The following is a 13,479-nucleotide window of genomic DNA, read 5'->3' on the forward strand; positions in this document are numbered from 1 at the left end:
AATGGTAGCAAACATCGGAAGGGACGACAAGTGATCCCCTGCTCGGGAAGCCTTGAACGTTCTAGCCGCCAGTACTAGGACGTCGAAGTCCAAGAGCTCGAAGCTGCTGCATCGTACGGTTCACATGCTTCCGGTAGTAGGGAGTACGTGTAATGACAGCGTTTCTAGACCTCAGCAGGTGATTATCGGTGATCTTCCATGTATGTGAATTGCGGTCCGCCCGGCGAAGGGCAGTGAAATTATAAGGTGAGGTCGTATAGACCCGAAATTTCTGCTCCAGTGCCCCTTTGATAAAACGGACATCCGAACCTTGTCGTACTTTGGTATTAAAGGAGACTTTCTCGAGCACTCTCTTATGGAACATAATCGTTGCTCCTGCCACTTTGCTGCATGTCGAATAATACGCCGTATTTCTTTTCCTAAGCAATAATGTGGAGCGATGAGGGAAAAAGTAGTAAATCTCTAGCTTCCCAACAATATCCGCTTTACTGGTCTGGAACATGGTCATCGCCTCGGGAATATAGTTCGGCCCATAATAATCATCGTCATCAAACTTGGCTATATAATCGTATTTCGCTAAGGAGGCAGCGTAATTGAGACATGCACCAAGCTTCGAGCTCTCCGGCATCCGGAACACTCTAACATTCGGAGTGGTCTTGGCTTTATTCAAGTATTGCCCCATCCCTGCCCTATCTTTGTTCAATATAATAATAAGCTCTTTATTCTCCCAATCCTGCCGGGAATAATTTTGAAAGAGTTGATTAATCAATTGCGGCCGCATGGTAGCCGTGATGATTGTAACGCCTTTTCCGTCTGCAGCGCTCATGGCCTTCGCACCCTCCTATTATTCTCTTGAAAATGGACATGACATAAGGGCTTATGTCGTGCTCATTCAAGCAGCTTTTTAATATTTTAGTAGATAGGTTTTGCGAAAGGAGATAGATAGATCTATGAAGGATGACCAAACGATACAGGTCCCGCTGAAGAAGGTCGCGATTATTGGTCTGGGATTTGTGGGGCTTCCGCTCTCGATGATGTTCGTTCGTAAAGGATTTCAAGTGATCGGTATCGATTATGACATAGTCAAAATAACAGCCTTACAAGATGGTAAAAGCTATATTCAAGACTTATCCGATGCCGATCTAACTGAAGCGCTCCAATCGGGCCGCTGGCAGGTGTCGGCGGATTATGCCTCGTTAGCCGGCGCCGATAGTATTATTATATGCGTACCTACCCCATTGTCGCCCGACAACAGCCCTGACTTATCATTCTTAACCGATACCTGCACCAAGCTGGCACCACTGTTGCGTTCCGGACAGCTTGTCGTAATTGAAAGCTCTACGTATCCAGGCACAACCAGAGACGTCGTACAGCCCTTGCTTGAAAGAAGTGGCCTCGCAGTTGGCAAAGAGTTGTACATCGGCTATTCCCCAGAGCGAATTGATCCCGGCAACAGGAGTATAGCCTTCTCCGATATTCCCAAAATCATCAGCGGTATTACACCAGCTTGTGCACAGCAGCTGCATGAGATCTATTCCCAGGTGTTCGAACAAGTAGTCACCGTATCGACTACAGAGGCTGCGGAGACAGCCAAGCTGCTCGAGAACAGCTATCGGTTCATCAATATTTCGTTCATCAATGAATTCGCCCAGCTATGCGATAGACTTAACATCAATGTATGGGAGGTCATTGCAGCCGCCTCTACCAAGCCATACGGCTTTAACGCTTTCTACCCTGGTCCAGGAATAGGAGGTCACTGTATTCCTGTAGATCCGCTGTACCTGCAGTGGAAGGCTGCACAAGCAGGTATAAACAGTCGATTCATTGAGCTTTCCCAGCAAGTAAATGAAGGAATACCCACTTACCTTGCAGACCGGATTGAGCAAGAGCTTCTTGATGGGAAAAAGCTTACAGGCGCCCATATTCTCGTCTATGGTGTAACCTATAAGCCTAATATTGCAGACGTCCGTGAGTCTGCTGCCATTCCGTTGATTAGCCGCCTGCTTCATCGAGGGGCAATCGTGCATTATCATGATCCATTCGTCTCTCAAATTAAGCTGGAGGATGGAACTCGGCTTCAAGGTGTGGAATTAACACAAGAACGGCTGGAGCAAGCTGACTGTGTTCTTATTTGTACAAATCACGATGTTATGCCTGTTGATCGCATAGCTAGCCACAGCAGATTTATTTTCGATACCCGTCATTCCTTTTCACTTAATGCTCCTGCAGACATGAAGGCTAAACTCGTCACCTTTGGGGACGGGACACAATGAAATAACAAATAGGCCTTTGCAGCCACGATTATCGTGGGATGCAAAGGCCTATTCCATTACTTCACTATAAATTCCACTCGGGTTCCATCTGGGAAGGTATCCAGTTGATTGCTTACCCAAGCACCCGCTCCGCGATTATCAGATGGATGGATATATGCAATATCAGCGCCATCTCCGCCTTCTTTGCACATCGCCATTGGCCATTCGTCCCGGTCGTAACCGGACTTGGTCGGGATATCCTTCAATGATTCCTTCCGATTCTCATCAGCATGATCCCGGTCAATTGTACAGATCTTTGATTCGCCTGCATCCATAGCTTTCTCAATATGTTTAGCCGTCTCCGGATATCGTTCAGCCGGAAACTCCAACGTATAATCACTAGCGGATGCAGGCGCTGCTTCATGCTGCTCCTGCCAGCCGTCTAATCGAGGTACGACATAGATGGCAATTGCCGCAAGCAAGATAACAAGTAATTTTTTCAAGCTGAGCGACCTCCTGCTGCACTTTACCTTAACCTAGGTTAGTTATTGGAATTAGGAGCGCACACGCCGTCTGCGCACGCTTCATCCGCAGCATTCGTCTCACCTTCACCACCAATAACGGTAAGTGGCTTACTCTCATCCCATGCCTTTGTAACCGCCTGAAGGAATACCTCGCTTGGCTGTGCACCAGAAACCGCATATTTACGGTCAATGACGAAGAATGGTACGCCACGTACGCCAAGCTCTCCTGCTTCCTGTTCATCAGAGCGTACTTCCTGCTTGTAAGCACCTTCCTCTAGAGCCTTCAACGCCTCCACACGATCAAGGCCAAGCTCGGCCGCTAGATCAGCCAGAGTCTCCTTTTGCCCTAGATGCTTCGAATCCGTAAAATATGCTTTGAACAAACGCTCTGCCATCTCTTCGCGCTTCCCATATTTCGCAGCGAAATGGGTTAGTTGATGGGCATCGAAGGTGTTAGTCAGAATCATCGTATCGAAATGATAATCGAGACCAAGTGTTTTCGCCTGTTCCGTCAGTTGCACGTTATTCGAGATTGCCTGCTGTCGGGACATCCCGTATTTCGTGGACAAGTAGTCATACACATCATAGCCGATATCGACCTTTGCATTCGGATCCAGCTCAAAGCTGCGGAATTCCACTTCGACCTTCTCGCCATGCTCAAACTGGCTTAGTGCTTCCTCTAAACGGCGTTTGCCGATATAACAGAACGGGCATGCAAAATCCGACCATACTTCTACTTTCATTTATCACACCATCCTTTTATTTTATAATCCCAAGGGAAGCTGCATTTGCTTCATGAGATCTTCAAACTTCACTGTATCTGTAGGAACATCATATAGGAACTTCGGATCCTTGTTCAAATCGCCGTATTTCATATCAAAATGAACATTAACCTTCGACACATTACCTGTTGCCTTATCGGTATATTCCACATTCACTTTTCCCGCTTCATAAGTGAGCTGTTTATCCTTATTGATCGCCCCGGTAATCGAAAGCTCATTTACTTTCACATTTTGATTCATGACATCAATGGCCTCTGCTTTGTTCGTTTCCCAGTCAGTCTGCATCTTCTCCACATCTTCCTTCGACTTCTGGATCAACTGCAGATAGGATTCATTCGAAGCAATAACCTTCATTAATTCCGGAAGCATATCATTTACGATTGTTTCTACGGACTCTTTATAATTGCTTTCATCAATGGCAAATCGGATGATTTGCTCCGCCTTAACATCCTCCGGCAGATTAGCATCCTTAGCTTTCACATTGCTGAAGTATGTCTTCTCGTCAAAATGCTTAAGTACAACCGCTCCAAGCTCCTGCGCAAATTTTTGTGAGGCAGCCGTATCAAGCGCAGTAGCAGCAGCGCCCTGCTGTTCAGCAAGCGTCTTCAGATCCAGTTCAATAAATTTACCCGCTGCTGATTCCGGAAGCTGCAGCATAGGCAAGGCAGGCAGCTTCATATAAAGCTTCTCCGCCGTTAGAATCATCGGAATGGTAATGGTTGTCCCAGATAATTGGAGGTTCAGCTCCATATCAGTACGCTGAGGCTCTTTTGCATAGACAGCCTTAATATCCAGCTTTGCGCCCTTCAGCATACCTAATACAACCGAGGTTACATCCATACCATTTTGCGAAGCTCCTGCAGGTAATTCAAGGTTATCAATACCAAGAGACATTTGCGTGGAGTAACTGTTTAAATTTACCATATTTTTCATCGCATCTTGAAGTGCTTGCTTCGGCGGTGTGCTGCCTGAGCTGCAGCCTGCGATAACTAGTAGAACAGCAATGAGTCCAAGCATAACTAATCGTTGTACGCTTTTCATAACAGGTTCGTCCCCCTTTTGAACAATATACTCATTCTATAACATCACCCGCCCATTTAGAAGATAATTGCAACAAAATCCCGTTCCAGCACGCTGAAACGGGATTTCATTGTTATATCATTACCCTTCAGGATTATTATGCGATACATGATTTCTTTGCTTTACCTTCTTGGAGCCTGACAGGGGCTCTTGCTGTTGACCGCGGCTTCGACGCTGTCTGCCTCCGTTTTCTTGTGCTTCAGGGACAGAATAGGAATCCGGTTTACTCATAGCTGTATGCCTCCTTTAACAAAGGTTAGCTGCTGCTGCGTTGATGCGTCAAATCTGTCGGCTGATCATGATTTAACGCGTCCTGATGGCGTCTGTCATTAACATCCTGCTGCAATTGCTGCGCTTGATGACTGTTGACTGGCGTTTGCGCCAAATCATCAATCACATTGGATAAATTTTTATCAAGTGATCCTTTTGCTTTCGTCATCGATCGTTCCTCCTATGCATGTGTCAGCTGCTGAAGTGCTTGCGCACATTCATGCAGGTGACGGGTGTAATCCTGAATAAGCTGCTGCATCGGATCTGTCCGCTCATCAATTGATACATTATTTTTATCCACATCAATAATTTCAACCTTCACTTCACGGCTATCCACATAACAAACCTTGAAGTCGAAGGCATAAGATTGATGCCCTGCTGTACTAATCGTTACGCGCAGAGCCTTTGGATCAGCCTCATCGGGGAATACTTCGCAATTATCCGCATCTTTAATCCAATCAGGCAAGGTTCGCTGCCATGCAGCAACAAGCTGATTTTGATCAATTTGAAGCTCTTCATTAGCCATTTATAAAAGCACCTCCACAACTTATAAGATGCGAAATTGCGAATCGAATTATGCGATAACTTTCTATCCAACTTATCCACAGACTTATCCACATATTACCCACTTTATTCACAATTTTGTGTATAAGGAGTTCGATTGGTTTGTGCACAGGTATACAACTAGAAGTTAATTTATTTTCCCCAGAATAACAAAAAACGCCCGAGACCAAGTCTCGGACGTAAGTATGTATGCTTAATATAAAACTGGCGGAGAGGGTGGGACTCGAACCCACGTGGGCTTGCACCCTAACAGTTTTCAAGACTGCCCCGTTATGACCGCTTCGGTACCTCTCCGTATTAAGAACTGACAAAGCTTATTGTACCACAGGCCAAAAACGAGAAGCAACTGAATTTTTGACCTGTAGCAAATTTATTTAAGCACGCGGACTAATTTTGTCCAATCCACCCATGTAAGGACGAAGCACTTCAGGAACAATAATGGTTCCATCCTCTTGCTGGTAGTTCTCGAGGATCGCTGCAAAGGTACGGCCTACAGCCAGCCCCGAGCCATTGAGGGTATGCACAAACTCAGGCTTGCTCTTCGCATCACGACGGAAGCGGATGCCTGCGCGGCGCGCCTGGAAGTCCTCTACGTTCGAGCAGGACGAGATCTCACGGTATGTACCTGCGCTAGGCAGCCATACTTCAAGGTCGTACGTTTTAGCCGCTGTAAAGCCCATATCGCCTGTACAGAGCGCTAGCACACGATAAGGAAGGCCAAGCAGCTGCAGTACTTTCTCTGCATTAGCTGTCATTTTCTCCAACTCATCATACGACTCTTCTGGTTTCGCCAGTTTAATCAGCTCGACCTTGTTGAACTGATGCTGACGGATAAGACCACGTGTATCACGGCCAGCAGCACCTGCCTCTGAACGGAAGCACGAGCTGTAAGCTACGAAATATTTCGGCAGCTCATCCACAGACAGAATTTCTTCACGATAAAGGTTCGTTACCGGAACTTCTGCTGTTGGAATCAAGAAATAGTCAGAGTCGCTGATTTTGAACAGATCCTCTTCAAATTTCGGCAGCTGACCTGTACCAACCAAGCTGTCACGATTAACGAGATAAGGCGGCAGCACCTCTTCATAGCCGTGCTGGTCGCTGTGCAAGTCCATCATGAAGCTGATCAGAGCACGCTCCAGTCGCGCACCTAGGCCGCGGTAGAACGTAAAGCGTGAGCCTGTTACTTTACCTGCACGCTCAAAGTCGAGGATCCCAAGCTCTTGTGCGAGGTCCCAGTGTGCTTTAGGCTCAAAGCCAAGCACTGTCTGTTCGCCATGACGGCGAATCTCGACATTATCTTCTTCCGAAGCGCCTACCGGAACCGTTTCATGAGGCAGGTTCGGAACCGACAGCATAAGCTCTTCCACTTGTGCTTCAACGACACGGATTTCCTCATCAAGCTCTTTGATCCGATCGCCGACTTCACGCATCTCTACGATCAGCGCTTCGGCATCTCCGCCTGATTTCTTCAGCTTCGCAACTTCCTGCGATACTGTATTACGGCGGTTTTTCAAAGTATCCGTCTCCACGAGCAAGTCACGACGTTTCACGTCAAGCTCTGGAAAAGCGGAAATAAGGTCGAGCGAGGCTCTGCGATTGATCAGCGCCTTCTCCACCTGCTCATATTCATTACGTAGCCATTTCACGTCCAACACGAAAGTAGACCCCTCTCTTATGCTTCCGAAGTACAATTACTTCGTAATTGATTCAGCCGCTTCTTTCACCATGTCGACAAAATACGCATGCAAGCGATAATCATCCGTCAGCTCTGGATGGAAGGAACAAGCGAGCAGATGCCCTTGTCTTGCTGCCACAATCTCATCGTTGTACACGGACAATACCTCTACATTACTGCCAACTTCTTTAATGAGGGGAGCACGGATAAACACTGCACGGATCGCTTCTTCAATTCCTTTGATCGGAAGATCCGTCTCGAAGCTTTCGCGCTGACGGCCAAACGCATTGCGGGCAACTACCATATCCATCAATTGCAAATGCGCATCATCTTGACCATCAATCTTATTCGCCAAAACAATAAGACCCGCACATGTTCCAAAGAGTGGCTTACCTTGCTTGGAGAACTCTTTGAGAGCCTCAAGGAAACCATATTTGCGAATCAGTTTGCCGATTGTTGTGCTTTCGCCGCCTGGAATAACGATACCGTCCAGCTCTTCAAGCTCTTCGATTCGTTTAACGGCGACCGCTTCCGCGCCCGCCGCCTCCAAACTGCGTATATGCTCTGCTACTGCGCCTTGAAGCGCAAGTACACCTATTTTCATCGCCTACACGCCTTTCTATATATGCCGCTTCTTACAGACCGCGGTCTTGCATCCGCTCACTAGCATTCAGCTTCGAGATTTCAATACCTTTCATTGGAGTACCCAAGTTTTTGGATACTTCAGCAATCAGCTTGTAATCTTTGTAATGCGTTGTTGCTTCTACGATTGCACGAGCGAATTTCTCAGGGCTGTCCGATTTGAAGATACCGGAACCAACGAATACACCGTCTGCGCCTAGTTCCATCATCAGTGCTGCATCAGATGGAGTCGCAACGCCGCCTGCTGCAAAGTTAACAACTGGAAGTTTACCGTTCTCTGCAACTTGAAGAAGCAGCTCATAAGGAACGCCGAGTACTTTTGCTTCATGGTACAGCTCATCTTTCGACAAGTTTTGCACTTTGCGGATTTGGCCATTGATCAGACGAAGGTGACGAACAGCTTCAACGATGTTGCCTGTTCCTGGCTCGCCTTTAGTACGAAGCATAGCTGCGCCTTCTTGAATACGACGAAGAGCTTCTCCCAAGTCTTTAGCGCCACAAACGAAAGGAACAGTGTAATCATTCTTGCTGATATGGAACACTTCATCAGCAGGAGTCAGTACTTCGCTCTCGTCAATGTAGTCAACACCCATCGATTCAAGAACACGTGCTTCTACAATATGACCAATACGAGCTTTCGCCATAACCGGAATGGAAACGACTTTCATAACTTGTTCTACGATTGTAGGGTCAGCCATACGGGCAACCCCGCCTGCTGCACGAATGTCGGAAGGTACACGTTCCAGTGCCATTACTGCCGTAGCACCTGCTGCTTCCGCAATTTTAGCTTGCTCGGCGTTCATAACGTCCATGATTACGCCGCCCTTTTGCATTTCTGCCATACCACGTTTTACGCGCGAAGTTCCTGTTTCCATGCTAGAAATCCTCCTTAAAATGGAGCGCAGCCCTCTATGGGGTATTTGCGCTTAATCGCTTATTTAGTTGAAGCATAGCCGCTTACTCTAACCATTAATTTTACAGGATGGGCCATTAATCGACAACCCTTGATTTACCGCCTGTTCCACAGATTAGAGCAAGTCTGATGCGAGTTTAGAACAAATCAACAATACCGTTAAACAAACCAGAGAAGAAGCCACCGATTCCGCGGAACATCAGGCTAAACCAGCCTGCCTTCTTCACATCTTTGCTGGCGATCAAATTGACTGTTTTCTCGAGTGCTTTGCCCTGGTCATCGGTATATTTGTACGTTGCAGTACCTACAACTTGACCGGCTTTAATTGGAGCAACAAGCTCTTCCGGTTTCTTAAGTTCAAAGCCAGCAAGCTCGATCTTTGGCTCAGTTCCTTTTTTCACAATAAGCGAAATGTCCGATTCTGTAATAACCGGAACCGATTTTTTTACACCTTTTTTAATCTTAACCGATTCTGCTTTTTCTACCACAGATTTCGCTGCAATAATTGTTTTCTTCTCCAGAGAGTTGAAAGCGTAGTTGTACATCTTCGCCGTCTCGTTAAAACGTGCTTCTTTCGACTTTGTATTCATAACTACACTGATATAACGCTGGTCACCGCGTTTAACTGTTCCTGTAAACGTATAGCCAGCAGCCTTAATATAGCCTGTTTTCATACCATCAACGCCGTCATAAGCAAAAGCTTTCAGATAAGTGTTGCTCTTGTTAGAAGCAAGCATCCAGTTTATATTAACGATTGGTTTATCATCACGAGGACGGAACTGGTATTCTGTCGTAGAAGCATACTCCAGAAACTCCGGATCATCCTTGATAATCGTTTGAGCCAGTTTTGCCTGATCTCTCGCCGAAATCACTGTTGTGTCAGCCAGACCTGTTGCACTTGTATAATGAGCGGAAGTAAGTCCGAGTTTTTGAGCCATTTCATTCATTTTCTCTACAAAACCTTGCTCGCTGCCGCCAATTGCGGAAGCCAAGGCAATCGTAGCATCGTTCGCTGAGCCTACTGCCATAGCCATATAAAGATCTTTCACCTTATATTGCTCACCTTGTGCAAGATATACCTGCGAGCCGTCTTTTGGCGTACTTGCTGCTTCTTCACTAACGGTGATCATTTCATCCCACGAAAGTGACTTATTCTTAATTTGTTCCAGAACAATATACTCAGTCATCAATTTTGTCATACTTGCAGGTGGACGAGGCTCGTCCGCATTAACTTCATATACAACCTGGCCTGTGTCTGCGTCGATCAAGATGCCTGAACTTAACTCAAGGCCAAGGGAGTTTTCCACCCATTCGCCGCCCGGCGTACCCGCTGCATTTACCGAGGACGTTCCTAACGATAATGCTACCAAAACTGCTCCAAAAGCTACTACTACCGACCGTAGTCTTACCGGCAATACTTTCAACGTTTTCTCCCCTTTTCATCCCTAAGTCATTTGAATTTCATTGTAACACAGGGGGAGGTAGAGTTAAACCGATGCAGGGTGAATCTACATTCTGGTACAAATAGAGTCGGCTTTGCCATCTCTGGCGACAGATCAACGTTTTAAGCGAATAACTAAGCAGCATTTATAGTCGAAATTAGAAAATTCTTATCTATTTAGAAGACATCCATCGATACCTTCGATAAAAAAAACAGGCAAGAGACTTTGGTCTCTTGCCTGCCGTTTCCCGTTAAACGGGTCATTACAGCGAGTAGTTTGGAGCTTCTTTCGTAATTTGAACATCATGCGGATGGCTCTCACGAAGACCAGAGCCTGTAATCCGGATAAATTGCGTATCATTACGCAGTTCATCAAGATTTTTTGTACCGCAATAACCCATACCCGAACGCAGACCACCAAGCAGCTGATGAACCGTGTCAGCAAGAGGACCTTTGAAAGGAACACGTCCTTCGATACCTTCTGGAACAAGCTTGCTTTCGTTCTCTTGGAAGTAACGGTCTTTACTGCCCTCTTTCATAGCGCCAAGCGAGCCCATACCACGGTATACTTTAAAGCTACGGCCTTGGAAGATTTCTGTTTCACCTGGGCTTTCAGCTGTACCAGCGAACAAGCTGCCGATCATAATCGCGCTTGCTCCTGCAGCGATTGCTTTCGTAATGTCGCCGGAATACTTAATGCCACCGTCTGCAATAACCGGTACATTGTACTCACGAGCTACAGTAGCACAATCGTAGATAGCCGTAATTTGTGGTACACCAATACCAGCGATAACACGTGTCGTACAGATCGAACCAGGACCGATACCGACTTTAACAACGGATGCTCCTGCTTCAATCAAATCACGAGTTGCTTCACCTGTTGCCACGTTACCCGCGATAATCGTAAGATCCGGATACTTAGCACGCAACTTGCGAACCGCATCAAGAATATTAATATGATGACCATGCGCCGAGTCAACGACCAGTACGTCGATACCCGCTTGTACGAGTGCATCTGCACGATCAGCTGTGTCTTTGCCGATACCTACTGCAGCTCCACAAAGCAGACGACCATGCTTGTCTTTCGCCGCATTAGGGAATTGAATTGCTTTTTCAATATCTTTAATGGTAATAAGACCTTTAAGGATGTTATTTTCATCAACGAGTGGAAGCTTCTCGATCTTATGCTTTTGAAGAAGACCTTCTGCTTCTTGCAAAGTCGTTCCGACAGGTGCCGTTACAAGATCCGTACGAGTCATCACTTCATTGATTTTTATCGAATAATCATGAACAAAGCGTAGGTCACGGTTTGTCAAAATACCAACCAGTTTTTGTTCGCTGTCAACGATCGGCACACCGGAAATACGGTATTTGCCCATCAGCTCTTCCGCATCATATACATGATGGTCAGGCGTCAACGAGAATGGATTAGTAATAACGCCGCTCTCGGAACGTTTAACACGATCAACTTCTTCTGCTTGTTGCGCTACCGACATATTTTTATGAATAATGCCGACACCGCCCTCACGAGCTATAGCAATCGCCAAAGCCGACTCCGTAACAGTGTCCATTCCTGCGCTTAGCAGCGGAATATTTAATTTGATGCCTTCGCTAAGTTTTGTAGATACGTCCGATTCACGAGGCAATACAACTGATTTCCGCGGTACGAGCAGTACATCATCGAATGTCAGGCCTTCTTTGGCGAATTTCGTTTCCCACACGAGTAAGTTCCTCCCTTAATTTTGATACCTCTCACGCATATTATTGCAATATTATCAGAGGGGGTAGGGGCTGTCAAGGATGTTAGGTTTATAGGTGGAACGGTTCCCTTAAGAAGGAAAGTAAGCCTTTTAATAACCAGCAATAGGTAATCCGACAATATATGCTCTAGAAAAAGTCAGGTAGAAACGTCGTACGAACCGGAATTCGTCTCTCCAATTGCTCTACAAAATGGCGGTGGCCATGAATTTGTCCATAACGAAGCAGCTCTGTCGGACGCTTATAACTTGTCAGCATGGCAGCTAATGCTCCAATTCCTGTCTGAATCGTTTCCTGATTATTCTCTCCCGATAAGCGTTGTACATGCGCCTTCCCATCTGAATCAATCGAAACCTGATAAATCCCTTCATTCCACGGCGCATGCTCATCCTGAATATCAAGCACGATGGAGGTTTCTTCTCCACTTGCTTCAAATGGATATTCTCTAAGGAAAGCTTCCGCATCTACGATTCGCGCCATAAAGTAAGGCATGATCTCCTGCTTGATTCTTGGATTAGCAAGCAAATAAGCTTGTCCATCATCAGCAGCTACCTTTATTTCCAACTGATCAATCATCGAATCATGCTGGGAGAGGAAAGTCCACAAAGCAAGACGTGCTTCTTCCGTCAGATCAATAAACTCATGTACGAGCAGCTCCCTATTCTTCACCACATAAATGACATAACCTTGCGGCACACCTGCTGTATCGAAGTAAACGACAGTTTGTCCCTTCTTACTCGACTTAATTCGGTAATTCCACCATGCCTCAGACCGATCGAGGGCACCATTAATTCTTTTTGCATAAACCTGATAGATCGGATTCAATAATTCATAATCGACTGCAACTCTTTTAATCGTTCCGTTATAAGATGTTCTAGGAGGCATTAAGCCTGTATCTATTTTATAAGTCTTCAGATCTGTATAGAGCTCCCATCCAAACTTGCGATAAAAGCCTACCGAAAAAGGATGGAGAAAAGATAACATTTGCCCCTTCTCCTTCATCTGCACAAGAGAATGATGGAGAAGATCCGCGACCAGTCCCTGACGTCTGAACTCAGGCCATGTAGACACACCAGCCACACCGCTCATCGCAAAACGCTTACCCCCAATATAGGTATGAAAATCAAGCAGTCCAAGCTGCGCAGCAAGCTTACCATCCATGTAAATGCCCCAACGTTCTGCTTCCTCATGCTCAAAACGATCCCTTGCCTCTGCATGCTTAGCAGGCGGAACCTCATACTGAAAAGCAAATTGACTCAGTTCCATCATATCCTCATACTGATCCATCGTAAGCAAGCGTATCTCTTTCGTCATCACCGTGCTCCTCTCGAATTGGTCTGTAAATATACACATTATGGCACAGCTAACGAAGATTGAGCAATGAAAGAAAAAAGAAAAAAACAAAAAGCCTGCCGCATAAATGCGACAGGCTCTTTATTGCTTGGCGACGTCCTACTCTCCCAGGACCCTGCGGTCCAAGTACCATTGGCGCTGGAGGGCTTAACGGTCGTGTTCGGTATGGGAACGCGTGGTTCCCCTCCGCCATCGCCACCAAACGTAAGCGTTAGCTTATTC

At 46.2% G+C, this 13,479-nt stretch carries 14 protein-coding genes, 1 tRNA gene and 1 rRNA gene; 1 reads left to right on the top strand and 15 read right to left on the bottom strand.

Annotated features, from left to right (window positions below):
• Positions 1-61: 61 nt before the first annotated feature.
• A complete protein-coding gene (locus tag AB4Y93_RS28035) occupies positions 62-826 on the bottom strand; it encodes a glycosyltransferase family 2 protein (protein ID WP_441896977.1) in 765 nt (254 codons plus the stop codon).
• A 124-nt stretch (positions 827-950) separates the two neighbouring features.
• On the opposite strand from AB4Y93_RS28035, the gene AB4Y93_RS28040 reads away from it, so the two are divergent.
• Positions 951-2,273, top strand: coding sequence for a nucleotide sugar dehydrogenase (locus AB4Y93_RS28040; RefSeq protein ID WP_441896979.1), 1,323 nt, complete (start codon positions 951-953; stop codon positions 2,271-2,273).
• A 56-nt stretch (positions 2,274-2,329) separates the two neighbouring features.
• Here the strand turns inward: AB4Y93_RS28040 and AB4Y93_RS28045 are convergent, their stop codons facing one another.
• From AB4Y93_RS28045 to rrf, 14 genes are all read right to left on the bottom strand, one after another.
• Positions 2,330-2,755, bottom strand: coding sequence for a NucA/NucB deoxyribonuclease domain-containing protein (locus AB4Y93_RS28045; RefSeq protein WP_441896981.1), 426 nt, complete (start codon positions 2,753-2,755; stop codon positions 2,330-2,332).
• Positions 2,756-2,793: 38 nt separating this feature from the next.
• On the bottom strand, positions 2,794-3,519 hold the full coding sequence (locus AB4Y93_RS28050) for a DsbA family oxidoreductase (protein ID WP_441896983.1): 726 nt from the start codon (positions 3,517-3,519) through the stop codon (positions 2,794-2,796).
• Between the two features lie 21 nt (positions 3,520-3,540).
• Entirely contained in the window at positions 3,541-4,599 is a 1,059-nt protein-coding gene (locus tag AB4Y93_RS28055; RefSeq protein ID WP_441896985.1) for a hypothetical protein, read from the bottom strand.
• Between the two features lie 120 nt (positions 4,600-4,719).
• Entirely contained in the window at positions 4,720-4,869 is a 150-nt protein-coding gene (locus AB4Y93_RS28060) for a small acid-soluble spore protein P (protein ID WP_441896987.1), read from the bottom strand.
• Between the two features lie 25 nt (positions 4,870-4,894).
• Positions 4,895-5,077 (bottom strand): hypothetical protein, encoded by a 183-nt coding sequence (locus AB4Y93_RS28065; protein ID WP_167282941.1) that lies wholly within the window; start codon positions 5,075-5,077, stop codon positions 4,895-4,897.
• Positions 5,078-5,089: 12 nt separating this feature from the next.
• Complete coding sequence (locus tag AB4Y93_RS28070) at positions 5,090-5,434, bottom strand: hypothetical protein (RefSeq protein WP_441896989.1); 345 nt, start codon at positions 5,432-5,434, stop codon at positions 5,090-5,092.
• A 243-nt stretch (positions 5,435-5,677) separates the two neighbouring features.
• Positions 5,678-5,766, bottom strand: a tRNA-Ser gene (locus AB4Y93_RS28075).
• An 80-nt stretch (positions 5,767-5,846) separates the two neighbouring features.
• A complete protein-coding gene (gene serS / locus AB4Y93_RS28080) occupies positions 5,847-7,130 on the bottom strand; it encodes a serine--tRNA ligase (protein WP_441896991.1) in 1,284 nt (427 codons plus the stop codon).
• Positions 7,131-7,166: 36 nt separating this feature from the next.
• On the bottom strand, positions 7,167-7,754 hold the full coding sequence (pdxT, locus tag AB4Y93_RS28085) for a pyridoxal 5'-phosphate synthase glutaminase subunit PdxT (protein WP_167282935.1): 588 nt from the start codon (positions 7,752-7,754) through the stop codon (positions 7,167-7,169).
• A 31-nt stretch (positions 7,755-7,785) separates the two neighbouring features.
• Positions 7,786-8,667 (bottom strand): pyridoxal 5'-phosphate synthase lyase subunit PdxS, encoded by an 882-nt coding sequence (pdxS, locus tag AB4Y93_RS28090; protein ID WP_167282933.1) that lies wholly within the window; start codon positions 8,665-8,667, stop codon positions 7,786-7,788.
• A gap of 175 nt (positions 8,668-8,842) precedes the next feature.
• Positions 8,843-10,129, bottom strand: coding sequence for a D-alanyl-D-alanine carboxypeptidase family protein (locus tag AB4Y93_RS28095; RefSeq protein WP_441896993.1), 1,287 nt, complete (start codon positions 10,127-10,129; stop codon positions 8,843-8,845).
• A 280-nt stretch (positions 10,130-10,409) separates the two neighbouring features.
• Positions 10,410-11,867: an IMP dehydrogenase gene (gene guaB, locus AB4Y93_RS28100; protein WP_441896995.1), complete on the bottom strand. Its 1,458-nt coding sequence runs from the start codon at positions 11,865-11,867 to the stop codon at positions 10,410-10,412.
• Positions 11,868-12,033: 166 nt separating this feature from the next.
• Positions 12,034-13,218: a GNAT family N-acetyltransferase gene (locus AB4Y93_RS28105; protein ID WP_441896996.1), complete on the bottom strand. Its 1,185-nt coding sequence runs from the start codon at positions 13,216-13,218 to the stop codon at positions 12,034-12,036.
• Between the two features lie 125 nt (positions 13,219-13,343).
• Positions 13,344-13,460, bottom strand: a 5S ribosomal RNA gene (rrf, locus tag AB4Y93_RS28110).
• Positions 13,461-13,479: the final 19 nt, after the last annotated feature.

Origin of the sequence: Paenibacillus sp. YAF4_2 (assembly GCF_052113225.1) — a bacterium.
GTDB lineage: Bacteria > Bacillota > Bacilli > Paenibacillales > Paenibacillaceae > Pristimantibacillus.